A 25641-nucleotide genomic window follows, 5' to 3' on the forward strand; every position below is an offset into this window, starting at 1 on the left:
TTTTGTCACTCTCCCCTAGGAAGTTTGAACTCTCCTAAAGGATACAAATTTTCCATCATTTCTGCAACCCATTCTTGAGCCTTAGTTGGTGACATCCCCCAATTAGTCGGACACATAGATAGAATCTCAACTAGAGAGAAACCCAGACCTTTCATCTGCGTTTCAAATGCTTTCTTGATGTATTTTTTAACTTGTATTATTTTTTGAGGAGATGAAAGAGAACCTCTAACTATATATGCAGAACCGTCGAGAACAGAAAGAAGTTCACATACTTTTATAGGATGCCCTTCTCTCTCGGGAGCCCTTCCAAAAGGGGAAGTTGTTGTTTTCTGACCTAAAAGAGTTGTAGGAGCCATTTGTCCACCCGTCATGCCATAAATGGCATTGTTCACAAATATGGTTGTAATTTTTTCTCCTCTATTAGCAGCATGAATTATCTCAGACATGCCAATGGAAGCCAGATCTCCATCTCCTTGATAAGTGAAAACTATCAAATCGGGATGAACTCTTTTACAACCTGTAGCCACAGCTGGGGCTCTCCCGTGAGCAGCTTCATACATATCACAATTTATATAGTCGTATATCAGCACAGAACATCCTACAGGAGCAACTCCAACTACCCTCTCTCTTATATTAAGCTCATCTATAACTTCAGCAAGAATACGGTGGATTATACCATGGCCGCATCCTGGACAGTAATGCATTTGCTTATCAAACATACTCTCTGGACGGGAAAATACTAGTTTCACTTTAATTTCCCCCTTTCCCAAATTTCTCCATTATGCAAGAAACTATTTCTTCATAGGTTGGAGCTATACCCCCTGCATGAGACAAAAGATCCACTGGTACCTTTCTTTTAAGCCCGTAATCTACATCATAAACAAATTGTCCCATACTCATTTCAACTACAAGAACGTATTTAAGTTTGTCGGAAAAACTTTCATAAACATTATAGGGAAAGGGGAAGAGAGTAATAGGTCTTATAATTCCAATTTTGATACCTTTCTCTCTCAGTATTTTCACTGCCGTTTTAGATATCCTTGCACTTATTCCATATGCAGAGATGGCTATTTCTGCATCTTCCATCATATAGAGCTCATATCTAACTTCATTTTGGGCTATTTCCTCATATTTCTTTTTAAGTTTAAAATTATGAGCTTCTAACATTTCTCCCTCTAAGTATAAAGTTTTTATAAGGTTTCTTTTTCTACCTTTTGCTCCAGTTATAGCCCAAGGCTTTGGAGGAATATTAGATAGATCCACAGGATCTCTTATTTCTACAGGTTCCATCATCTGTCCTAAAAAACCATCAACGTATATCATAACAGGATTTCTATATTTATCAGCAAGCTCGAAAGCAAGTACTGTTAAATCAAAAGCTTCTTGAAGATCATGAGGTGCTAGAACAATAAGATGATAATCCCCATGTCCTCCACCTTTGGTTGCCTGAAAATAATCCGATTGAGCTGGTAAAATTCCTCCTAGTCCAGGACCTCCCCTAGCTACATTAATAATTACGCAAGGAAGTTCTGCTGCAGCTATATAGGATATTCCTTCTTGCATCAAGCTTATTCCGGGACCTGAGGAAGAAGTTAAAACCCTTGCTCCTGCTCCAGCAGCACCAAATACCATGTTAATCGCTGCAACTTCGCTTTCCGCTTGAAGATAAACCCCGCCTACCTCTGGTAGACGCCAAGACATGTACTCTGGTATTTCATTTTGTGGTGTTATTGGATACCCAAAAAAGAATCTACAACCTGCCCTTACAGCAGCTTCTGCTAAGACTTCATTGCCTTTCATAAGAAGCTTTTCTGCCATAGCAAATTCCCTCCCTTATCTGTAAACCTCTATGGCCACATCAGGACATGAAACAGCACAAAAAGCACATCCTATACATTTACCACTTGCATCTATGAAGATAGCATACCTATAACCTTTACTATTAAGCTTATCTGATATAGCAATTAACTGCCGCGGACAGGCTTTAACGCATAAACCACAACTCTTACATCTCTCCCCATTGATTATAATACTTGCCACCACCTCTCACCCCCGTAAACTTAAAGCGAAAATAATTAACTCTTAAGTTTACCTTGTAATAAAAGCTAGGTTTTTTCTCTAATGGCCACATCTATTTCCATATCCCCAAGGGGGGTTGAAATCGGTATGCTAAGCATAGGAATCTCGAAAGTGATTTCTATATCTCTACCTTTAACTAGTGTAGGAGGAGAAATATTAATCTTCAAACCTTTAGATCCAAGAAGAATAACAGCATTCCCCGTAACCATATTAGCAAATTCACTTATTGCACTTCTAGCTAAATCATTTAACTCTTCAACCGGAAAACCCATCATCATAGCTGAGGCCAGATTTTTAGCCACTTCTTCCTTCATTGTATATACTATTTGTCCTTCTAAATCCCCAATAAGACTTACAAAAACTGCAATCTCATAAGAAGAAAGCATATCAGTTCTTAGACTAAGTTGACCTCTTTTCCCGTCAACTTGTGTCGTTTGTTTTAAAACATTAAAAAAAGCGCTTACAAATGGATTTATGTACTCTGCTTTCATTTCCCCAATATCTCACCCCTTAAAGGATTATATCCACAACAGAACTCGATAGCACTCATTTCTCTTTTCCCCTCTAGTTGAAGTCTTTTAATTAATAAAGAATTTTCTCCTGTGCAAACTAAAATTCCTTCTCTACTCACACTCAAAACTTCACCAGGATAGCATTTATAATGTTCTTTTATAAATTCTACTTCTAAAATCTTAAGAAGTTTTCCCCTAAAGTTTGTTATAGCGCCTGGCTCAGGGCTTAAAGCTCTAACAAGCTTATCAATATACTCCGCAGATAAAGACCAGTTTATAATCCGTTCTTCCTTGCTGAATTTAGGAGCATAAGTAGCTTCCTCCTCGGATTGGGGTGTCCTAGGTGCTTTGCCTAAACCTATTAAAGTTATAGTCTCTTCAACTAAATTAGCTCCCTCTTCTGCAAGTTTCCTAAAGAGCTCACCATAATAAGTTTTCTCACCTATAATAATTCTTTTTTGCAAAATTATATCCCCTGCATCGACTCTTTCGTTAACAAAAAATGTTGTTAAACCAGTTTCTTTCTCTCCTGCTAATAAAGCTCGTCTTATAGGTTCCGGACCTCGGTACTTTGGAAGCAAAGATGGGTGAAGGGCTATAACTCCCAGTGGGTAACTCTCTATGATGTTACGAGGAATTATAAAACCACAGTCTATAATTACCATAAGGTCACCTAGCGGGGAAAAATCTTTAATAGAGGAAAGCTTCCAAACGTTTATACCCTTATGTTCTGCCCAAATCGCAACAGGTGTGGGAGAAAGCTTATATCCTCTCCCCTTAGGTTTATCTATCTGCGTTATTACTCCTATAACATCAAATTTTTCAGAAATTCTCTCAAAAGATGGGATTCCAAATATTCCACTTCCAGCTAAGACTATCCTCACTTTTCCCACAACTTCCTCATTTTAGATTTTATAATAGCTCTCCGAGCGGGTGAAAGATAATCTATAAGAAGTTTTCCGTCTAAATGATCTATTTCATGTAAAATTGCCCTTGCTAAAAGTCCATCTCCTTCTACTATATAATCTTTCCCCTCAGTATTAAAAGCTTTAATCCTAACCCATTTAGGCCTTTTAATAACTTCATAGATATTAGGAAAACTCAAACATCCTTCCTTTTCGTCAACCAATTCAGTACTGGTCTCTAATATCGTTGGATTTACCATAACAAGTGGTTCATTTTCTTTTAATACCACAGCTACTCTTTTGGAAATTCCTATTTGAGGAGCAGCTAAACCTAAACCATCATTTTCAAACATAATTTTCACCATTTCTTCAACAAGTGAAATTAAAGCAGCATCGTAGATATTTACTTCTTCACTTCTTTTTCGAAGTATGGGATCACCATATATCCTTATTTTACTTCTATCCATATCCGCTTCTCTTATTTATTTTTTAAAAAGCTTCTTCCAATTCATAATATCTCCCATAGTAACACTGGGTTCCTCACCAAGGATTTCTTTCATACTTTCCTTAAGCTTTTCTTCTTGTTCTCTCTTTTCTTCTTCTTTTTTCCTTCTTTCTTCTCTTTCCCTTTCAAGAATAAGCTCCTTAACACTTAACCTTATTCTTCTTTCTTCCGGTTTAACCTCAAGAACCTTAACCTCTAACTCTTCTCCCTCTTTAACACACTCACTCGGATGTCTAATTCTGCCTTTGGTAAGATGAGAAACATGTATTAATCCTTCAACACCAGGTCTAAGTTCAACAAAAGCACCGAAGTCCGCAAGCTTTGTAACTTTAACTTTAAGAATATCCCCAACCTTAAACACATCAGCAATACCTTCCCAAGGATCTAAAAGCTGTTTCCTTCCTAATCTCATTTTCTTCTCAGCTGCATTAATATTCAGGATTTTTACTTTAATTTTTTGCCCTTCCCTTACTATCTTTTTGGGATTTTCTACATCAACCCAATCTAAATCTCTTAAAAATATAAGCCCTTCTACACCTGGTTCAAGCTCAACAAAAACTCCAAAATTAGTAATTCTTGTAACTTTACCTTCACAAATATCTCCTACTTTATATTTTTCCTCTATACTATCCCAAGGGTTAGGCTGAAGTTGCTTTAAACTTAAAGACACTTTTTCTTCATCTGGTTTAACTTCTATAACCTTAGCTTTGATTTTTTGTCCCTTTCTTACTACATCTCTTGGTTGAACATCCCTGCTCCAAGAAAGCTCACTTAAATGTATCAAACCTTCGACTGGTCCAAGATCAACAAAAACGCCGAAATTAGTTATTCCGCTAACCTTACCTTCAACAATGTCACCTTCTTTAAGAGTTGAAAGCAACTTTTCTTTCTCCTTTTGAAATTCTTCCTCGAGAACTGCTCTTCTTGAAAGTATAATTCTCCTTTTTTTCTTATCAGCTTCAACAATTTTCACTTCTATGTCTTTACCTTTAAACTTCCAGGGAGAAACAGGTTTTTCAGGAAGAGAAAGATGTGACTGAGGGATGAATCCTTCTAATCCAAAAACATCTACCATTAACCCCCCTTTAACCTTTTTAATTCCCTTCACCTTTAACACTTTGTCCTCGCTCTGAAAACTCCTTATACGATCCCAAGCTTCTTCAAATACAGCACGCCATCTTGAAAGACGTATTAAGCCATCGTCTCCCTTACCAATATCTAAAACATAAACTTTAACTTTATCACCAATTTCTGGCTTTCTATCCTTTTCAACTATAAAGGGAGCCGCCCATTCTCCCTTTGGTATTACCCCCTCTGTTTTAGTTCCTATATCTACTATTATCTCCTCAGGCTTAACCTGAACAATTCTCCCCTCTAAGATATCTCCTTTTTGAGGTTGACAAATTTCAACAGGATAAGTCGCATTTCCCTGGGCTTGAACTACGTTCATTCCAAACTTCACCCCCATATTTTCTTAAAATCGCCAAAACTGCTTTTATTTGCCAATCTGGGGTTGAAGCCCCGCTGGCCAATCCAATATTCTCTAACCCTTTAAACCACCCCCCAGAAATCTCCTTCGGAGATTCTATATGATAAACATTCTTTAAGTAACCTTGACACAATCCCACAAGTCTTTTCGTATTAGCACTGTTTTTACCTCCAACAACTAAGATCGCATCGCTTCTTAAAACTAAATCTTTCACAGCTTTTTCTCTTCTAATAGTAGCATCACATATTGTGTTAACCAATTTTAATTCTTTTACTCTTTGAGAGAGGTCTATAGCCAATTTTATAAAGACACTTAACTCTTGAGTAGTCTGAGAAACCAAACCTATTTTATCAGATATAGAAATAAAATCCAAGTCCCTTTCCTTTTCAATTACAAAAACTCTTTCCTTAATATAACTTATAACTCCCTGAACTTCAGGATGATTCAAGTCACCATAAAGTAAAATACTATAGCCCTTATCAACTAGCGATTGGACAACCTTTCTAATTCTTTTAACAAAAGGACATGTAGCATCTACTAACTTGCTATCTTTTTTTAAAAGAACTTCTATCTCTTCTTGTCTCAAGCCATGAGATCTTATAACAACATAAGATCCTATAGGTATATCCTCCACACTTTCTACGCTTATTAAACCCTTCGTTTTTAATCGATTCATTTCTAAGGGGTTATGAATCAGGTTTCCAATCACATATACCCTATTAACTTCAGTAAGAAGTTTTTCCACTATATTGACAGCTCTTTTAACTCCAAAACAAAAACCTATTTCAGAGGATAATAAAACTTTCATAACAGAGACACCTATATTATATTTTAATTTAAACAAAATTGGCTATTATTATTAAAGGCTGGTATTTAGCCATCTTTCCACCCTTTCCAATATTTCCTTGAGGTTGTCAGGATGAAACCACTCTACGTCCTTCCATTTACCAAACCATGTCATCTGTCTTTTCGCATAGTGTCTTGTATCTTTTTTTATAGCATTTATTGCTTCCTTTAATGAATACTTTCCCCTGAAATAATCACATATTTCTCTATATCCATGTCCTTTCATTGCTGGAAGATCAGGAGAGTACCCTGCCTCAAGCAAACTTTTAACTTCTTCTACAAGTCCTTGAGAAATCATCTTTTCTACTCTTTTATCTATACGATCATAAAGTTCGCTTCTCTCTCTATTCAAACCTATCCAAAGTATTTTATAATCATTTTTGTCCTTTCTCTTGCAAGAATGCCAATAACTTAAAGGTTTACCTGTAATATAGTAAACTTCCAAAGCCCGCACCATTCTGTGAAGGTCGTTAGAGTGAATTCTTTTAGCACTTATAGGATCAACCTTTGATAACTCTTCATAAAGTCTATCTTTCCCGAGTTGAGTAAGACTCTTACGTAAATTTTCATCAGCCTTAGGCAAGTAAGATATGGGGTTTCTAAGAAAAAGCCAGTAGTAAAGAGCGCTTCCTCCAACCATAAGAGGAATCTTTCCGCGTTCAAGAATACCATTAATTATTTTACTAGCATCAATACAGAAGTCTCCTGCTGTGTAAACCTCATTTGGGAAAACTATATCTATAAGGTAGTGAGGGATTTTATTCCTTATCTCCAAGGGAGGCTTAGCTGTACCAATATCCATAAGTTTGTATATCTGCTTAGAATCTACTGAAACTATTTCACAATTAAACCTTTTAGCGATTTCGATCGAGGTTTCTGTTTTCCCCACAGCTGTAGGTCCGAGTAAAACTATTACTATTTTCTTAACCATTTTTCTATTTCTTCATAAGTCAAAAGATATTTTATCGGCCTACCATGCGGGCAGAGATCAAAGTTTCCACACTGAGCAAGCTCATCCAATAGAAGTTGCAATTCTTCTAAAGTTTTAATATCACCAAGTTTAGGAGCCGCATGACAAGCAAGATCAGCCCATGCTTTTATTAGATCTATACTTCCCTCATTAAGTAGCGACTTTATCGCCTCTCCCCAATTTATTTTCAAATCTGACAAGGGGGAAGGCACACCTCGCAATAAAAAAGCATTTTTACCAAATTCTTCTATTTCAAAGCCCAGTTCTTTAAATAAAGCAATTCTATCACGTAAAGTAGAGGAGGTATAAGAATCGAACTGTAAAACAAAAGGAACAAGAAGTTGAACCGTAACTTTAGAACTTTTAAGTCTTTCAAAAATGAGCCTTTCTAATAAGGCATGAGGATCTATTATTGCTATCCCTATAGGCGTTTCAGCTATAAAATACCCCCTTTCAGTACGAGCGATGACTTTTATTGAACTTGAGAACTCTTTTTCCTTACATTCATATTCAAATAAGCTCTCTCTCAAGGTCATAGAATTTTCTGTTTTTTCTTCTACATAAAGAGGGGTTCTAGGAATAGAGGCTCTAAAATCCATTGCAGAAAGCTTTTTTATGGAAAAGGCTTTTCTAATGGCATTGTACACAAACGTATAAACCTCACTTGCTTCTAAAAACCTTATTTCAAGTTTGGTGGGATGAACGTTTGGGTCAATAAGAAAGGGTTTTGCACCAAGTTTAATAAATCCCATAACCGGAAATTTCCCTGGAGGAAAGGATAGAGAATCTGTAATAGCCCTCCTAATTAAATCGTTTTTAACAGGTCTGTTATTTATAAAAATAAACAACTCTCCGCTGCTCTTGCCAGAAAATGATAAAAAACCTTCAAGTTCGTATTTGTTATTGCTGAATTTTAATTCTTTCATCTCTTTTAAAAATTCAATTCCAAATATATTTTTTATATTATCCTCTAAGGTGTTACCACTGCTTAAAAACAAGTCTTCATTCTTATATAAATAAAACTTAACATTAGAAAAAGCTAGAATATAAGATAATACTATTTTAAGTATTTTATTCCATTCTATCGATGAGCTTCTTAAAAGTTTTCTTCTTAAAGGTAAGTTATAAAACAGAGAACGAACTATTACAGTTGTCCCTTCGCCAAAAAACCCTAACTCTTTGTGAACTTTTTTACCCCCATTTATAATTATCCTTGTTCCTAAGTTTTCACCTTTAGCATGAGTTATAAGTTCTACTATTGCAACTTCGGCGATGCTCGGTAAAGCTTCTCCTCGAAAGCCTAATGTATTAAGATTATATAGATCATCCAAGGAAGAAATTTTACTTGTAGCGTATCTCTCAAAAGCAAGCTCCACATCATCCATTGGTATTCCAATTCCATCGTCAGATACTTTTATTAATTCTCTTCCTCCATCCTCAATATAAATTCTTATTTCCTTAGAAAAAGCGTCTAAAGAGTTTTCAATAAGCTCTTTAACTACAGAAGCAGGTCTTTCAACAACCTCTCCTGCTGCTATTTTCGAAACGATTTCTTGAGGAAGTCTTTTTATTTTTCCCAAAAAACCGCCTCCTTAACTAACAAATAAACTCAGCTGTTTAGGAGGATAAAAAGTCTCTTCTTTCTTTTCTAGCTTTCTTAAAATTTCGTTAGCCCTTCTTACGACCTCTGAAGGAAGACCTGCTATTTTTGCAACTTCTATACCGTAGCTTTTGTTCATCTTGCCACTTCTAACTTTATATAAGAAGGTAAGCCCTTCACCCTTGTCATCAACTGCCATATGGTAATTCTTAAGAGCAGGTAAGTACCTCTCGAGTTCTGTTAGTTCATGATAATGAGTTGCAAAAAGAACCTTTGCTCCTACAAAGTTATATAAATACTCTATAACAGCCCAAGCAATACTCAATCCATCATAAGTACTCGTTCCTCTCCCTACCTCATCCAAAATAACCAGGCTTTTAGGGGTAGCATTTCTAAGAATATTTGCAGTTTCTGACATTTCTATCATAAAAGTACTTTCTCCTCTAGAAATATCATCCATAGCACCTATGCGAGTAAATATCCTATCTACCAAGCCTATTTTAGCTAGTTTAGCCGGGACAAAGCTTCCCATTTGAGCCATTATAACTATATGAGCTACTTGTCTCAAATAAGTTGATTTTCCAGCCATATTAGGCCCAGTTAAAATTATAATTCTACATTTGGACTGATCCAAATAAACATCGTTCGGGATAAACCTTTCTCTACCTACAAAGCACTCTACAACAGGATGTCTACCATCTTTTATAGTAATTACATTAGAGTCTATAATTTCCGGTTTAACATAACCATTTTTAAGAGCTACAAAGGCCAAGGATGAAAGAACATCTATTTCTGCAATAGCATCAGAAAGTTTTTTTAAAGAATCAGCTCTTCTCAAAATCTTCTCCCTTAACTCTTCTTTTATCTTTGAAGTTATCTCCATTATTCTTTCTTCTGCCGTTAATATTCTCTCCTCATATTCCTTTAATTCTCTGGTTATAAATCTTTCCGCCTGAACTAGAGTTTGCTTTCTTTCATAGTCAGAAGGAACCATGTTTACGTTTGCTTTAGTAACTTCTATGTAATAGCCAAAAACCTTGTTATAACCAACTTTTAGAGATTTTATACCCGTTCTTTTTCTCTCTCTCTCCTCAAATGAAACTATCCATTGTCTTCCTTCCATTAAGAGATTTTTAAGCTCATCGAGTTCTTCGTCATAACCTATCCTGATAAAATCTTCATCATTTATAGAATGAGGAGGAAGATCAACTAAAACTTCGTCCAAAATTTCAAACACATCCAGGCTCTCAAAGATTGGTTCTAGTAGTTTTTCAAAAAGAGGAATGTTTTCTAGCAGCTTTAATATCTCAGGAAGCCTACTTAAGGAATCTCTAAGCATAGCTAAATCTTTAGCACTGAAAGTCTTTAAACCTAACCTTCCTAAGATTCTATCTATATCGTATATACCGCTTAAGTTTTCCCTGATCTTACGAAGAGAATTAAAATCATTATAAAAATATTCCACTCTATTAAGGCGCTCTTTTATTTTCTCTTTAGATCTAAGAGGCCTTAAAATCCACAATTTGAGCATCCTTCGACCCATTGGAGTTACCGTTTTATTGAGGACACCAAAAAGAGTAGCTTCCTCATCTCCATGAAGTCCTTGAATAAGTTCAAGGTTCTTCTGTGTTGTATAATCTAATACCACAAAGTCCTTAGGATGCTGAACCTTTATTTGCGTTATATGTTTAAGATCTACAAGTTGAGTCCGTTGAAGATAAGAAAGCAAAGCACCCGCTGCTGCTATACCACTATGTTTATCTTTACAACCAAAAACTTCAAGACTCTTTACTCCAAAGTGCTTTTTTAAAACATTTTCAGCACTTCTCCAATCAAAGTCCGACTTAGGTAAAAAAGTCCTAGGAATATTTCCAGAAACAGCCTCAATATCAAAATTCTCTGGCAAAAGAAGTTCGCTGGGAGATAATCGTTCTATCTCTGAAAGAAAGTCTTTTTCATCAACTTCCATTAGATAAAAGTCTCCATCAATTAGATCAGCGTAACTTAAACCAAATATATTACTACAAGGAAACACAGCAGCTATATAATTAGCCTCTCCCTCCTCACTTTCTATTGTTCCAGGTGTAACTATACGAACTACTTCTCGCTTTACTATTTTTTTATTCTCCGATTCTCCTACCTGCTCACATATAACAACCTTATAGCCTTTTTTGACAAGCTTTCGAAGATAGATACTAGCTGAGTGATAAGGAACCCCAGCAAGCGGAACCTTCTTTTCTCTATCTCTCGAAGTCAAAGTAAGACCAAGCTCTCGAGCTGCTATGTAAGCATCTTCATAAAACATTTCATAAAAATCCCCCATCCTAAAAAAAACAATAGCATCGCGATATTTTTCTTTAATTTCCATATATTGTTTTAAAGCTGGAGTTAGTTCTTCTTTATCAATCATTTATTTCTGGTGCTCCTTAAAAAAGCTTCGAGTACTAAAGATGCTGCAATCTTATCCACAAGATTTTTCTTTTTCCTAAGTTTTATTTTGTGAAACTTCATAGTTTTCTCCGCCTCTGTTGAAGAAAACCACTCCTTCCAAAGATTAACCTTAAATCCAAGATTCTCCAATTCAAGTTTAAATTTCAAAACCTCTTCTTCCGAAGATCCCGAAACTCCATCGGTTCTTGCAGGAAAACCAAGAACAATTTCAAATTCTCCTAGCATTTGCTTTAGGTTAGCAAGTTCACCACCTAAAGCTTCCTTTTTAACGATCTTAAATGGAATAGAAATTTTACCATCTGGATCACTAATAGCTATACCTATTCTTTTACTTCCCCAATCTAAACCTACATACCTCATAAATAGGCCTCAATATTAGCTAAGATTTCTTTTAATTTATTTAAATTCTTGCCACCGGCTTGAGCGTATCCTGGCTTACCACCGCCTCCCCCTCCAATTAAAACTCCTATGTTCCTAACAATTTTAGAGGCATCCCAACCGAGTTCCACTAAATCTGGTGTAACCATAACTATTAAAATAGTCCTATCCTCATTCCCACTACCTAGAACAATTACACAGCTTTTAAATCGAGACTTAATCTCATCTCCAAGAATCCTAAGCTCAGAGACTTCTAAATCGTCAACAAAAGAGGAAAATACATTAACACCCTTTATTAATTTAGGAGAAATATTATCGATATAGAGTCTTCCTAATTCTATTCTCTTTTCTTTCAGAACCTTACTAAGCTCCTCTAATTCTTTTTCAAGAGAAATCACTTTGGATTTTTGCTCTTTTTCAAGAGATTTGATATATTCGAAAGCAGCTTTTCCGCAAACAGCTTCTATCCTACGCAAATTAGCTCCTATACCTGTTTCAGAAATTATTTTAAAAATCCCTATTATACCTGTTCTGTCAAGATGGGTTCCTCCACAAAGCTCAAGACTATAATTCCCTATCTTTAAAACCCTGACCTTTTCTCCATATTTGCCTTCAAAAAGAGCCTTAGCACCCATTCTTTTAGCTTCCTCAAGGTCCAGCCTGAGAACTTCTACCTTAATGTCTTCCCATATCTTTTCATTAACTATTCTTTCCACTTTCTCTAGCTCTTCATCTGTAAGGGGAGAAAAGTGAGAAAAATCGAAACGAAGTTTATCTGGAGCAACTAAAGATCCTGATTGTTTCACATGAGGACCTAAGACATCATGTAAAGCTTGATGAAGAAGATGAGTTGCTGTATGATGTTTCGCAGTTTCCCTTCTTAAGAGAGCATCCACTTCCACATTAATAATATCTCCTTCCCTTATGCTCCCTTTGATCGGAAAGACCTTATGTACTATTAATCCTTCTATAGGAGAATAAGTATCCTCTATTTTCCCCTCAAAGTTTAAAGAGAAAATTCGTCCTTTATCCCCAACTTGTCCACCCTTTTCAGGATAACATGGGGTTCTATCTAATATAATTTCAAAAAACTCTTTCGATTCAATTACTCTTAAGACTTTTGCTTGGGATTCAAGCTTATCATATCCAAGGAAAAAGGTTTCTCCAATTTCATCTTTAAACCCTCTATATACTTCTTCAGCCATCTTTTTCTTAATACTGCGTCTTGCTCTCTCCTTTTGCTCTTCCATAGCCTTCAGGAACCCTTCTTCATCTACATCAAGTTCATATTCACGAGCCATTTCTTTTGTGAGCTCATAAGGGAAGCCGTAAGTGTCATAAAGCTTAAAAACATCTTCACCTGCTAATATACCAGTATTATTAGACTTAGCTTTTGAGACCATCTCTTCAAACAAGCTAAGCCCATAAGATAGCGTGTTTCTAAATCTTTCCTCTTCTAACAAAATAACTTCTGAGACCAAGCGATGGTTTTCAGTTATTTCTGGATAATCCTTACCCATCATTTCTACAACTTTAGAAACAAGTTCGTGAAGAAAAGGTTTTTCAAAGCCAAGTTTCAAACCACTTACAACAGCTCTGCGTAGTATTCTTCTTAACACATAACCTCTTCCTTCATTAGAAGGCATTATTCCATCAGATATCATAAAGGTAAGTGCCCTAATATGATCGGCTATGATTTTCATGGCTCTATCAGTTTCGATACTATCTCCATATTTAATTCCACATAGGCTTTCTGTCCTCTTTATGATAGGAAAAAGAAGATCTGTTTCAAAATCATTTTTAACACCCTGCATTACAGAAGCAAGCCTTTCTAATCCCATACCTGTATCTATATTTTTTTTAGGTAATGGTTCTAAAGTACCATCTTCCCTCCTGTTATACTGCATAAAGACAAGATTCCAGAGCTCAAGATATCTATCACAATTACACCCAACACCGCAAGTATCTTTACCACAACCAAATTCTTCTCCCTGATCTATTATGATTTCAGAACACGGTCCACACGGCCCCACAGGCCCAACTTTCCAAAAGTTATCTTCCTCTCCCATTCTTATTATTCTTTCTTCTGAAAGACCTACATGCCTATGCCAGATGTCGAAGGCTTCTTCGTCATCTTTATAAATAGTAACCCAAAGTCTTTCTTTAGGTAATTCCAAAACCTCTGTGACGAATTTCCATGCCCAATCTATAGCTTCTTTTTTAAAATAATCTCCAAAAGAGAAATTCCCCAACATTTCAAAAAAAGTGTGATGTCTTGCTGTATATCCTACATTCTCTATATCGTTTGTCCTAACACACTTCTGACATGTAACAGCTCTATTAACAGGAGGAGCCTTTTCTCCAAGAAAGTAAGGCTTAAAGGGAACCATCCCAGCTATTGTAAGGAGTATTGTTGGATCATCAGGAATTAAAGAAAAACTAGGATAAACTTTATGCCCCCGTTCTTCAAAAAAACTAAGAAATATCTTTCTTAGTTCTTGCCCACTATACTTCTTATTTCTCAAAAAATTCTCCCTCCCTTAACAACTTCATAAAGTTTTCCTTCAAATGGAGGTTTTATAATTCCTTTTTCAGTTATTATAGCGCTTATGAGATTTGCTGGTGTGATATCAAAAGCAGGATTATAAGCTTTGATCTCAACAGGAGCAATTTTAACGCCATTTATTTCTTTAACTTCCCTTGGATCTCTTTCTTCTATAGGAATATACTTTCCACAACAAACCTTCATATCTATTGTGGAAGTAGGAGCAGCAACGTAAAAAGGAATACCATGAAATTTTGCTAAAACTGCTAAGGAATATGTACCTATTTTATTAGCTACATCCCCATTAGAAGCTATTCTATCAGCTCCAACTATGATTAAGTCTATCTCTTCTCTAGACATAAGGTATCCAGCCATATTGTCAGTTATAAGAGTCACATCTATACCATCCATCATTAGTTCCCAAGTAGTCAGTCTAGCTCCTTGAAGAACTGGTCTTGTTTCGCTAACAAAGACTTTAACCTTTTTCCCTTGACGATAGGCCATTCTTATAACTCCAAGCGCTGTTCCTAATCCCCCTGTAGCAAGAGCACCGGCATTACAATGTGTTAAAATTCTCGCACTGTCTGGTACAAGCGTAGCTCCATGATTTCCCATAATTTCATTAGCTTTTACATCTTCGTCGTGAATGGCTTTTGCTTCTTCAAGAATTTCCTCCCAGGAAGAAGCTTGTAACGCTTTTCTCTTAATTCTTTCAAGAGCCCAGAAAAGATTGACAGCAGTTGGTCGAGTTTCAGAAAGAACTCTCACTATGTTATCCAAATCTTTGAGGGAATGCTTTTTCAACCCTAAAGCAACACCATAAGCTGCAGCTATACCTATTGCAGGAGCTCCTCTTACTACCATCTCTTTTATAGCTTTAGCAACATCTTCATAATCCTCACACTTTATATATTCTATTACATGAGGAAGCAACTTTTGATTAAGTATATATAAGGAATTATTCTCCCACTTTAAAGCAGGTGGAACCAAAGTTTTTACACCTCCTTTAGTGCGTCAACCACATGAAATGTTAAAAGCCTCCTATTACCAGAAAGAAGCCAATCCACATTAATTTCGCAAGAAATTTCCTTTTTAAATTTACCTTGTTCTAAATCTCTTTTTGAGCTATCAACAAGATAAATAGACGGATTAGCCTTTACCCTTAAAATATATTTACCTTCTAAGAAGATAACTTCATCTATTTCCTTTATAGACAATAATTCTTTCCTTAAAGCTTCCTTAGCTTCCTTCGGCAAAGAAGGACTTACATTAACAAGTGCTATGTTTTTACTTAAAGGTCCTATTATTTTAACATTAGCAAAATCAAATTGGATATTCCTATCTCTTAAAAAGCTTAGAAGGAGATCATTGGTTAAGCAAACTGCTACTCCGTGGTAATTTGGAACAACAAGAGGCTTCCATAAGTGTTTCACTTTACACCCTTCTCTTAAAACTCCTTCTCCTATTCTATAATACCTTACACCAAGCTCTTCTGCAAAGCCTTTTATTTCAGATTTGCTTAAGTTCAAAAGCGGTGCGTATATATCCTTAAAGCGTTTAACTCCTATTCTACTCCAGCTATCTGTCAGATTCGCTCCAGTAACTATTATACTGCCAGGAAACCTTTCTCTTATTATAGCGAGCTTTGTCCTAACACACCGATTGCAAGCTTGTCCTCTTTTATGAACACTTTCGAAGATCTCTTTAGCATTTATAAAAAAATGTTTAACTCCTGTATCATCTGCCACCATTTTTGCAGATACTTTTGAAATATCATAAGTATAGATGCCGTAATCTAAAGTAACAGCCTTTATCTTATCTTTAGGAAGAGCTTTTGAAACTAAATGGAGAGCTAATGAACTGTCCATCCCTCCAGAAAGAGCAACAACAACTTCACATCCATTTAAGGTTTCCTTTACCTCATGAATTAACCTCTCTACGCTCAAGCGGCTCTAACAATCCTCCCTTCCTCAAAGCATTGAGTATACAACTCTTAACATTAGGATTTAGTTTTTCAAGCTCTTCGAGAACCTTTTTCATTTTAACTCTATAGTTTAAGTTAGCATAAGGACACCCACTTTCAACTAAGGGGAGTTTCATTTCTTTGTGGTACAAAGCTATTACATCCTCTCTTATATAAGAAAGAGGCCTTATTATAATGAACTTTCCGCATTCAGATCTGACCCACGGTCTACTGGTTTCAAGAGAACCTGCAAAAAATAAGCTTAACATAAAAGCTGTAACAAGGTCATCAAGATGGTGCCCCAAAGCTATCTTATTACAACCTGCTTTTTCAGCAAGTTCATATAGGATCTTCCTGCGCATAGAACTACACAAAGAGCAAGGATCTTTTTCCTTTTTAATTTCAAGAATTTTTGCTATCTCCGTTTCTACATAGAAAAAAGGTATCTCCCTTTCTTTACAAAATTTTTCTATTAGTTCTGGATTAAACCCCTCCCAACCTATGTTCACTGTAAGACAACAAAGTTCAAATTTTATCGGAGCAAATTTAAGAAGTTTCCAAAGAAGATCTAAAAGAACAAAGCTATCTTTTCCGCCAGAAACAGCAACTCCCACTCTTTCACCATCAAGAATCATTTTATAATCATCCATAGCTTGTCCTAACGGTCTCCAAAGATCATACCTATATCTTAGTCTACCTAAGCATTCTTTTTTATATCTGTTCATTCTAAACCCTCTTCACGAACTATTTTAGCCAAAACTCCATTTATAAACTTACCTGATTCTTCGGTTCCATATTTTTTAGCAAGCTCTACAGCTTCATTTATAGCAACAGAAAGTGGAACATCCTCCCTTCGTCTAAGAATTTCATAAATGGCTATCCTCAATATGTTTCTATCAACGGAAGCCATCCTATCTATTTTCCATCCAACAGTATGCTTTTCTATAAGCTGATCTATCTCCGCTTTCAAATCAAGGACTCCTTTAACTATCTCTTCTGTAAAAGTTTTTACCTCTGGAAGCTCCAAATCTAAAGGAAGTCCTTTTAGCGCCTTATCATAGGTTAAATTAGACCTAAAGTCGAACTGAAAGAGTATTTGTAGGGCCAATTCTCTCCCTCTTCTTCTTTTCAATGTTCTTTTTTATACCTCCCCTTCTCTTTCCTCCTCTTTCTTACCAAGGTGAATACCCTGAACAGTAACATTCACTTCCCTAACCTTATAACCTGTCATTTCCTCAATGGTATTTTTGATTTTTTCCTGAACTTCTAAAACTAGATTAGGTATTCTCATACCATATTCAACAGTTAATGATAAATCAACACTCACCTCTCCTTCTTCCACTTCCACTTTAACGCCACGTGGCGCTGGTCTTTTGCCAAACTTCTCAGCAAGCTCTTCTATAAAGCTACCACCCGTAGCCGGTTTTATCCCTCTTACTTCTGCTAATGCCATAGCAACGATAGTAGCTATAACATCCTCATTTATCTTAATCTCTCCTCTGATCTCATGGGGTTTGTTTTCCATTTCCACTTTCTTCACCCTCTCTAAAAATTACCACCTTACCGCAAACAGGACATCTTACTTCTTCTTCGGAGTAAAGCTCCTCTGCAGGAACAAAAAACATCTCTCCACAATTAGAACACTCTAACTCCTCAAATTCCTCCTCTAAAGTTTCTTCTTTTCCTAAAACTTCCCTCTCTAAATTTGCTAAATCATCATCAATAGATTCCACATACTCCTCAAGATCAAGTTGGTTTTTCTCAAGTTCCTCAACTGTGAAAGCCATCTCATCCAAGGCATCTACTATCAATTCTATAACTTCTGCAAAATTTTTCTCATTTACTCCTCCTCCTTTAATAAAACCCTTAATATAAGCTACCTTTTCTTTTAAAGACATAAAACTCCCTCCTTTGATATTGGCGTTAAAATTTCTACTGCTCCTTTTCTAATCACTATAGTATCTTCTATACGGATCCCAAACTCACCTCTCAAGTATACACCAGGTTCTATAGTTATTACCATTCCTTCCTCTAAAACTTCTTCACTATTTAATGAAAGTTTCGGCATTTCATGAATCTCAAGCCCAACCCCATGCCCCAAAGAATGTTTGAAAAACTCCTTCCAGCTTCCAAGTAGTTTCAGAGAAAGCTCATATAATTTCTTAGCCTCCATGCCAACTTTAATACTTCTAAGAACCTCTTCCTGAACTTCTTTAACAAGTTTATAGATTTCCATAAGTTTAGTAGGGACTTTTCCTAACAAAAGCGTCCTTGTTACATCTACATTATAGCCATCGTATGTAACACCGTAGTCGCAAATAATACAATCTCCCACATTTAAGGTTTTTAGTGAAGGACGAGAATGAGGCTTAGCGGCATTTTCATTAGCAGCTATGATAAATGGAAAAGCTCTATCTTCACCACCTATACTTTTAAGGAAAGCTTCTAGTTGAATCTCTATCTCTCTTTCTGAAATACCTGGTTTTAACTTCTCCAATAGCCATTCATATCCTCTTGAAACTATTTCTCCAGCCTTGCGAATTTTTTCTATCTCCTCATCACTTTTAATTTTTCTTAATTCTTCTATTCCGCTTGGAATAGGACAAACCCCGAAACTTGAACTAATTTTTTCAAAGAATTCATAACTAACAAATCTTGACTCGATTGCAACTTTTTTGACAGCCCTTTTCTTAAGCCTATCTATAACGAAATCTAAAAGGGAAAAGCTGTTAGGGACTTCATAAACTTTACAATCTCTTATAGATTCTTTTTCTGCATCTTCTAAACATCTAAAGTCTGTAAAAAGTTCTATAGAATCCTCCATCAATAGTACTAAAGCTGCTTCTCCTCTATAACCAGTTAGATACCTTATATTTACCGGTTTAGATATAATATATGCCTCGCAACCTTTTAAGGCAGCTATATTAAAAGCCTTTTGCCATCTCTTCACCTTGAGAGTCCCCCAATAAGCTGAAATAATGGCATAAATACAGAAATAGCTATAAAACCAACAACTAAACCAATAAAAACTACGAGAACCGGTTCTATCAAAGAGGATATTCCCTTTATATCGTTGTCTATTTCCTCATCATAGAAGTCAGCTACTTTATGGAGCATTTCGTCGAGGTTACCTGTTTCCTCCCCCACTGCCATCATATGAGTTAGCATTGGAGGGAAAATACCAGTTACTAATATAGATTCGGCCAAGCTCTGTCCCTCTTGGACTCTATCTTTAGCTGAAGCCACAGCTTTACTTATAACTTTATTTCCAACAACCTTAGAAACCATTTCAATAGAATCAAGCACTGGAACCGCTGCTGCACTTAAAACAGCTAGGGTTCTTGAAAACCTAACCATTGCAACTTTGTAAGTTAATTTACCAATTATGGGTAACTTAAGTTTAATATTATCAATAAAAAAAGAGGTTTTTTCATGTCTCTTAAGAAGTTTTACCAATATCCACAAAAAAAGCGGAATAAGTAAAAGCTTATAGTAATTGAACTCTAACCAATGAGTAAAAGACATAAGAATTCTAGTAGGAGCAGGAAGTGGAACACCAATGCTTTCGAGTATAGATACAAACCTAGGTACTATAAAAGTTACAAGCATAAAGATTATGATTATAGCTAATGACAGAACAAAAACAGGATATCGCATTGCAGTTTTAATACGCATGGTTAAAGCACTTTCTCTTTCCAAGTGAGAAGCTAATCTTTCTAAAACTTCATCTAGCACACCACCCGCTTCTCCAGCTTTAATTAAATTAACATAAAGTTCATCAAAAAGCTCTTCGTGTTTAGACATCGCTTCAGCAAGAAAGCTGCCTTCTTCCACATCTCTTTTTATGAACCGCAAAGCCATTCTTAGATTTCGATTAGCTGTTTGTTGAGATAATATATCCAACGCTGCTACCACGGTCATGCCAGCTTTTATCATCGTTGAAAGTTGTCTACTTAAGATAGCAATGTCTCTTATAGATACACGCCTTGAAACAAAAGTCTTTCTCTTCGTAACATCAGAAGAAGCCCTCTTTTCTTCTTTTATATATATTGGAAATAAACCTTCTTCCCTTAACTTATAATAAAGAGTTTTTTCATCTTCTGTTTCTCTTCTTCCCTCAACTATTTCTCCTTTAAAACTTTTAGCTCTATAAAAATAAAGAGGCACTTTTAATCACCTTTATATGCTTATTAATTTTTCAAGGATATCTGGATTATGAGCAAATTCCATAGCTATCTCTTTTTCTATTAAACCGCTTTTATAGAGCTTTGCTATAGCTTGATCCATAGTTTGCATTCCAAACTTAGCTCCTGTTTGAATAACAGAATATATCTGAGCAATTTTCCCTTCTCTTATTAGATTTCTTACAGCTGGAGTTGCTATCATAACTTCGGCAGCTACTATCCGACCTCCTCCTTTTTTAGGAAGAAGTTGTTGTGAGATGATTCCTTGAATGACATTAGCAAGTTGCACTCTTACCTGATTCTGCTGATGAGCCGGAAAAACATCTATTATCCTATCTATAGTTTGAGGAGTATCAGGAGTATGAAGAGTAGTCATAACAAGATGACCCGTTTCCGCAGCTGTTATAGCTATGGAAATCGTCTCAAGATCTCTCATTTCGCCAATTAGTATAACATCAGGATCTTGTCTCAAAGCATGTCTAAGAGCAGAAGCAAAACTTTGACTATCTACTCCTACCTCTCTTTGAACTATAAGGCTTTTTTTGTGCTTATGAACATATTCTATAGGGTCTTCTATGGTTATTATTTTACGAGAAGTATTCTCGTTTATATAATCTATCATAGCAGCTAAAGTGGTGTTTTTCCCACTACCAGTAGGACCGGTCACGAGTACTAATCCCCTAAGCTTCATAGCTAAATCTTTAAGTATTAGAGGAAGCTTTAACTCTTCTATGGTTCTTATTCTATTAGGAATCAACCTTATAGATGCGCCTGGTGCTCCTCTATGGTAAAATAAGTTTACACGGTAACGAGCCTTATCCTTTATTTCATAAGCAAAATCAAGTTCTTTGTTTTCTTCAAATAGTTTCCTTTTAAAAGGATCTAATATTTCAGTTATAAGTCTTTCGATTTCCTCTGAGGAAAGCTTATTCCATTCCCTAACCGGCTGAAGTCTACCATGTATTCTATAAACAGGCTCTATACCTAAAGCTAGATGCAGATCAGAAGCATCAAGTTCTATCATCTTCAACATGAGATCTACAAGACTACTCATCAGGACGTCACCCTCAAAACTTCCTCAGGAGTAGTGATACCAGCCTTTACCTTTCTTATACCATCTTCTCTAATAGTTATCATTCCCTCCTTAATAGCCTGAATCCTTATCTTAGAAGCAGGAGCTCTTTCTATAGTCAAACGTTGAGTTTCTTCGCTTACTAACATTATTTCAAATATTCCAGTTCTACCTTTATAACCGGTATTTCCACATTCTTCGCATCCCTTACCTAAATAATAGGATACCAAAGATTCAAACTTCTCAGCTATTATAATATTTTTTTCTCCAACTGCATGAATCTCTTTGCAGCTAGGGCATATTTTTCTAACAAGACGTTGAGCTATAACACCAATTAAGGAAGAAGCAACAAGGTATGGCTCAATTCCCATATCTACAAGTCTTGTAATGCTACTTGGAGCATCATTAGTATGGAGTGTAGAAAGAACAAGATGACCAGTCAATGCAGATCTTATAGCTATCTCTGCTGTTTCTTTATCCCTTATCTCTCCTATCATTATTACATCTGGGTCTTGCCTCAAAACATGCCTAAGTATATTGGAAAAAGTCAATCCTATCTTTTCATTAACTTGAACCTGATTTATACCCTCAAGCTGATACTCTACGGGTTCTTCTACAGTAATGATGTTCTTTTCCACAGTGTTCAGTTCCTTTAGCATAGAATACAATGTAGTAGTCTTACCACTCCCTGTAGGACCAGTTACAAGTATCATTCCATAAGGTTTAGAAAGCAAACTTTTCACCTTTTCAAGCGCATCTTCCCAAAAACCCAGTTTTTCCAAACCAATTAAAACATCATCTCGATTAAGGATTCTCATTACTATCTTTTCACCAAAAATGGTGGGAAGGCTTGAAACCCTTAAATCTATATCTCTTCCATTATTTGATATGAGCACCCTACCGTCTTGAGGTAACCTTTTTTCAGCTATATTCATGCCAGCCATAACTTTTATTCTAGTAGTTATTAAAGGATGAATACCTTTATGAAGGACCATGACTTTCCGCAAAACACCATCAATTCTAAACCTAATAACTATATTATCTTCTTGAGGTTCTATATGAATATCACTTGCTCTTTCAAGCAAAGCTTGGGATATAATTCCATTAACTACCTGAATTATAGGAGCAAGCTCATCTTCAGTAACTGTTATATCTGTAGAGGGTTCTTCTTTAGTTTCTATTTTTTCACGTATCAAAGCATCAACTTTACCCTTCATTCCGTAAAGCTCTTCTATAAGCTGTTTAATCTCACTCCCTGATGCTACAGCTACTTCTATATCATATCCAGTTAAAAGGGATAACTCATCTTTAGCTACTACATTCAAAGGATCAGACATAGCGACAAAGAGTTTATTGTTTTTTATCTCAATAGGGATTAAAACATGTCTTCTTGCAAAGCTTTCAGGAACTAAACTCAAAACTTTAGGGTCTATCTTCTCTTTCCTAATGGAAACAAATGGTATATTAAGTTGCTTAGCAATAACAGAAGCAATTTCCTTTTCAGTTAAAATACCCTGCTTCGCTAAAACAACACCAAGCCTCTCTCCTGTCTTTTTCTGCTCTTCAAGAGCTTTATCTAATTGAGAACGCGTTATAGCTCCTGCTTCTAAAAGCAACTCTCCTAGTCTTTTTCTTTCCTTCAAGGATAAACACCTAATCCTTTAATATTCTCGGGGTTACAATAAGAACAACTTCCTCTCTTGTGCGAGAATGTGTTTCGCTTCTGAAGAACATACCTATAAATGGTATATCCCCAAGCAAGGGAACTTTAAAGAGATTCTTTATATCCTCTTCTGTTATTAAACCTCCAATTATGATAGGCTGTCCATCTTTGACCCTCAGTTTTGTCGTAACTTTCCTATGTCCGATTTCTGGGATTCTTTGACCAGCATATTCTACCCACCTTGTTATTATACTCACATCTATATCTATATCAAGGGTTATTTTATCATCTTCACCAATGTAAGGCGTAATAATAAGCTGTGGTCCATAAGTTATTGTTTCCCACTTTTGAGTTATCGTTCTCTCTCCATTCTGTATCTCCTCCACTCTGCTATAGTATTTATAATCTCTCGTTAAGTTAATTACTGCCTTTAAACCACTTAAAGTGGCCACACTTGGGCTTGCTAAAACCTTCGCCTTACCAGAAGAAATCCAGGCATTTATAGTAGCATCAAAAGCAGCAGACGCTGCCATATCGCTACTGTAGCTTATAGTTATCTGAGAAGAAGGATCCACACTTATGTTATAAAACTTTCCTTTAGAAATATTAGACAGAACAACGCCAAGGCTTTTACCGCTTTCTAGGGAAACTCCCACAAGTTTTGCCTCAACCATTACCTGAGGGACTTCCCTGTCTAATAGCTTAATCGTATCCTCAACCTTTTTAATGTCTGCTTGGGATCCTTGAACTATAAGTGCGTTCATTCTTGAGTCAATTACAATATTTTCTACACCAGTTATAGAAGAAACAGTTTTTGCTATATCTGAAGCTATAGCGTTCGAGAGTAAAAAAACTTTTGTATCTTTTTTATCAAATAATTCTCGAAGTCTCTCTTCTTTTGCAACAATAAGCGTATTACCAAGATTTCTATAACTTAATCCTGAGATTTTAAGCACCCAATCGAAAGCTTGCGCAAAAGGAATATCTTTAAAGCTAACCGTAATTTTTCCTGATACTTCCTGATCAAGAATTATATTTATTTCCACAGCTTTAGCAAGCGCTCTAAAAATATCTCTTATATCTGCATCTCTAAACTCTAAACTTACCTTCCTTGAAGCCCATCCTTCGGTTGAATAAGATTCAGTTTTCCTTTCTTTAGGTACAACTTCTTCTTTAGCTTTCGGGAAAAAGTTAATTACAAGTTCCCTTCCTGAAAAGAAGTTTTCAAGTTTGTAGTTAACTTTCTCAGCTTCAAGACTGACTATTAGCCTAGCTATATGAGGAGTAAATTGCTCTAGGCTAAAACCTGAGACACCAAAAGCATTTAAAGTCTGACTAAAGCTAGCATCTCTAAAGACAAAACCTTGAAAATCTAATATCATTCGATCTTCTCCTCTATCTCCTTTTATCCAGTTAATTCTTGGATTCAAGGGTGCCTCACCCTTAACCACAATTTTCAAACCATTTTCCATTATGCTAGCTTTTACGTCTTCTATACTAAAAATCTTGGCATCTATGGACGTAATTCTTTCTCTGGGTGTGGAAGGATAAAAGTAATATACCAATACTTTTCCATTTTCACTTTCGCTAGCCCGATAAGGAAGCCTTGTTGAAGAAAACTCAACTACTATACGTGCTTCCCTTTTAGTGTATTGTCCACCTCTAACCTCCCAAACATCGCTTCTCCTTAACGGGAGCTTACGTAAGGTAGCCCTATAGTTAAAACTTTCGAAGGATATTACCATTCTCTCTCTATCGCCAGGAAGCCAAATTATATCTGGTTTGGCGGGGTGACTTAAATATATAACAAGCTTTACCCACTCTACTGTTGGGTATACTTCTACCTTTTCTATCCTTTTAGTAGCAGCGATAGCTTCTCTTGAGAAAATAAACAATAAAAATAAAGCCATACCCACACTACTCATAACTTTAAATAGTTTCATATTACTCCTCACCTCGATTCTTCAAACTCAAGAAACTTCAGCTGATTCTTCCAACTTATAACGACTTTACCCTTCTCTATTTTAATTACTTTAACATCACCCCTTTTCTCTCCTTGAGCGAGCACTACTCCTTTTTCGTCTCCTATTTGCAAGACAGCTATTTTTTTCGATCCTACATCTACTATTCCTTCGAGCCTAATAGGAGGAGGAATTTCAACAACTAATCCAGACTGAGGATTAACCTTAACTTCTAACTTATTTGTTGAAAAGTCCGTTACTAAAAGAAAAGGATCTTTAAGCTCCAAACTTTCAGGTTTGATACTCTTTAAATAATCTTCGCTTTTAGGAAACTCACGAAGCGTCTCAATCAAAGCATCTATATCCTTTTCAGCTAAAACAGTGACTCTTTCCGCACTAATACTAGCATGAGGCATAGAAGAAGGAGAAAATATATCCTCTAAGAATCCAGAATAGTAAAGATATGCACTTCCAAAAGCAAGGGATGCAATAAAAGCCCACAAAAACCCTTTTCTCAT

At 36.0% G+C, this 25641-nt stretch carries 25 protein-coding genes; all 25 read right to left on the reverse strand.

Going from position 1 to position 25641, the window contains the following annotated elements; translation table 11 throughout:
• Window positions 1-5 precede the first annotated feature (5 nt).
• Window positions 6-749, reverse strand: coding sequence for a thiamine pyrophosphate-dependent enzyme (locus tag NZ900_06995; protein ID MCS7233837.1), 744 nt, complete (start codon window positions 747-749; stop codon window positions 6-8).
• Between the two features lies 1 nt (window position 750).
• A complete protein-coding gene (vorB, locus tag NZ900_07000) occupies window positions 751-1818 on the reverse strand; it encodes a 3-methyl-2-oxobutanoate dehydrogenase subunit VorB (protein ID MCS7233838.1) in 1068 nt (355 codons plus the stop codon).
• Window positions 1819-1833: 15 nt separating this feature from the next.
• Window positions 1834-2040, reverse strand: coding sequence for a 4Fe-4S binding protein (locus NZ900_07005; protein ID MCS7233839.1), 207 nt, complete (start codon window positions 2038-2040; stop codon window positions 1834-1836).
• Between the two features lie 65 nt (window positions 2041-2105).
• A complete protein-coding gene (locus tag NZ900_07010; GenBank protein ID MCS7233840.1) occupies window positions 2106-2570 on the reverse strand; it encodes a chemotaxis protein CheX in 465 nt (154 codons plus the stop codon).
• Entirely contained in the window at window positions 2567-3475 is a 909-nt protein-coding gene (gene fmt / locus NZ900_07015) for a methionyl-tRNA formyltransferase (GenBank protein ID MCS7233841.1), read from the reverse strand. Before fmt ends, NZ900_07010 begins: the two co-directional genes overlap by 4 nt.
• A complete protein-coding gene (def, locus tag NZ900_07020; GenBank protein ID MCS7233842.1) occupies window positions 3472-3963 on the reverse strand; it encodes a peptide deformylase in 492 nt (163 codons plus the stop codon). Before def ends, fmt begins: the two co-directional genes overlap by 4 nt.
• A gap of 15 nt (window positions 3964-3978) precedes the next feature.
• On the reverse strand, window positions 3979-5451 hold the full coding sequence (locus NZ900_07025) for a S1 RNA-binding domain-containing protein (protein MCS7233843.1): 1473 nt from the start codon (window positions 5449-5451) through the stop codon (window positions 3979-3981).
• The gene (gene ispH / locus NZ900_07030) at window positions 5408-6298 is read right to left on the reverse strand and encodes a 4-hydroxy-3-methylbut-2-enyl diphosphate reductase (protein ID MCS7233844.1); all 891 of its coding nucleotides are present in this window, start codon (window positions 6296-6298) and stop codon (window positions 5408-5410) included. Before ispH ends, NZ900_07025 begins: the two co-directional genes overlap by 44 nt.
• A gap of 51 nt (window positions 6299-6349) precedes the next feature.
• Window positions 6350-7267, reverse strand: a complete 918-nt coding sequence (miaA, locus tag NZ900_07035) for a tRNA (adenosine(37)-N6)-dimethylallyltransferase MiaA (protein MCS7233845.1) — start codon at window positions 7265-7267, stop codon at window positions 6350-6352.
• The gene (mutL, locus tag NZ900_07040; GenBank protein MCS7233846.1) at window positions 7252-8886 is read right to left on the reverse strand and encodes a DNA mismatch repair endonuclease MutL; all 1635 of its coding nucleotides are present in this window, start codon (window positions 8884-8886) and stop codon (window positions 7252-7254) included. The genes miaA and mutL overlap by 16 nt, the downstream gene beginning before the upstream one ends.
• 12 nt (window positions 8887-8898) lie before the next feature.
• Window positions 8899-11316 carry a DNA mismatch repair protein MutS gene (gene mutS / locus NZ900_07045; protein ID MCS7233847.1) on the reverse strand — a complete coding sequence of 806 codons (2418 nt, stop codon included), beginning with the start codon at window positions 11314-11316 and terminating at the stop codon, window positions 8899-8901.
• Entirely contained in the window at window positions 11313-11717 is a 405-nt protein-coding gene (gene ruvX / locus NZ900_07050) for a Holliday junction resolvase RuvX (protein MCS7233848.1), read from the reverse strand. Before ruvX ends, mutS begins: the two co-directional genes overlap by 4 nt.
• Window positions 11714-14260, reverse strand: a complete 2547-nt coding sequence (alaS, locus tag NZ900_07055; protein ID MCS7233849.1) for an alanine--tRNA ligase — start codon at window positions 14258-14260, stop codon at window positions 11714-11716. The genes ruvX and alaS overlap by 4 nt, the downstream gene beginning before the upstream one ends.
• Complete coding sequence (mtnA, locus tag NZ900_07060) at window positions 14257-15270, reverse strand: S-methyl-5-thioribose-1-phosphate isomerase (GenBank protein ID MCS7233850.1); 1014 nt, start codon at window positions 15268-15270, stop codon at window positions 14257-14259. Before mtnA ends, alaS begins: the two co-directional genes overlap by 4 nt.
• 5 nt (window positions 15271-15275) lie before the next feature.
• Window positions 15276-16226, reverse strand: coding sequence for a 7-cyano-7-deazaguanine synthase (locus NZ900_07065; protein MCS7233851.1), 951 nt, complete (start codon window positions 16224-16226; stop codon window positions 15276-15278).
• Window positions 16201-16968: a tRNA 2-thiocytidine(32) synthetase TtcA gene (locus NZ900_07070; GenBank protein MCS7233852.1), complete on the reverse strand. Its 768-nt coding sequence runs from the start codon at window positions 16966-16968 to the stop codon at window positions 16201-16203. The genes NZ900_07065 and NZ900_07070 overlap by 26 nt, the downstream gene beginning before the upstream one ends.
• Window positions 16965-17375: a transcription antitermination factor NusB gene (nusB, locus tag NZ900_07075; protein MCS7233853.1), complete on the reverse strand. Its 411-nt coding sequence runs from the start codon at window positions 17373-17375 to the stop codon at window positions 16965-16967. Before nusB ends, NZ900_07070 begins: the two co-directional genes overlap by 4 nt.
• A 9-nt stretch (window positions 17376-17384) precedes the next feature.
• Window positions 17385-17783, reverse strand: coding sequence for an Asp23/Gls24 family envelope stress response protein (locus NZ900_07080; GenBank protein ID MCS7233854.1), 399 nt, complete (start codon window positions 17781-17783; stop codon window positions 17385-17387).
• On the reverse strand, window positions 17749-18141 hold the full coding sequence (locus tag NZ900_07085) for an AraC family transcriptional regulator (protein MCS7233855.1): 393 nt from the start codon (window positions 18139-18141) through the stop codon (window positions 17749-17751). The genes NZ900_07080 and NZ900_07085 overlap by 35 nt, the downstream gene beginning before the upstream one ends.
• Entirely contained in the window at window positions 18132-19193 is a 1062-nt protein-coding gene (locus NZ900_07090; GenBank protein ID MCS7233856.1) for a Xaa-Pro peptidase family protein, read from the reverse strand. Before NZ900_07090 ends, NZ900_07085 begins: the two co-directional genes overlap by 10 nt.
• Window positions 19190-20410 (reverse strand): type II secretion system F family protein, encoded by a 1221-nt coding sequence (locus NZ900_07095; protein ID MCS7233857.1) that lies wholly within the window; start codon window positions 20408-20410, stop codon window positions 19190-19192. Before NZ900_07095 ends, NZ900_07090 begins: the two co-directional genes overlap by 4 nt.
• 12 nt (window positions 20411-20422) lie before the next feature.
• Complete coding sequence (locus NZ900_07100; protein ID MCS7233858.1) at window positions 20423-21481, reverse strand: type IV pilus twitching motility protein PilT; 1059 nt, start codon at window positions 21479-21481, stop codon at window positions 20423-20425.
• Window positions 21481-23142 (reverse strand): GspE/PulE family protein, encoded by a 1662-nt coding sequence (locus tag NZ900_07105; GenBank protein MCS7233859.1) that lies wholly within the window; start codon window positions 23140-23142, stop codon window positions 21481-21483. The genes NZ900_07100 and NZ900_07105 overlap by 1 nt, the downstream gene beginning before the upstream one ends.
• A 10-nt stretch (window positions 23143-23152) precedes the next feature.
• Complete coding sequence (locus NZ900_07110; GenBank protein ID MCS7233860.1) at window positions 23153-25105, reverse strand: secretin and TonB N-terminal domain-containing protein; 1953 nt, start codon at window positions 25103-25105, stop codon at window positions 23153-23155.
• 8 nt (window positions 25106-25113) lie between these two features.
• On the reverse strand, window positions 25114-25641 hold the full coding sequence (locus NZ900_07115) for a hypothetical protein (GenBank protein ID MCS7233861.1): 528 nt from the start codon (window positions 25639-25641) through the stop codon (window positions 25114-25116).

It is taken from the genome of Synergistota bacterium (genome assembly GCA_025060595.1).
Taxonomy (GTDB): Bacteria; Synergistota; GBS-1; order GBS-1; family GBS-1; genus 42-11.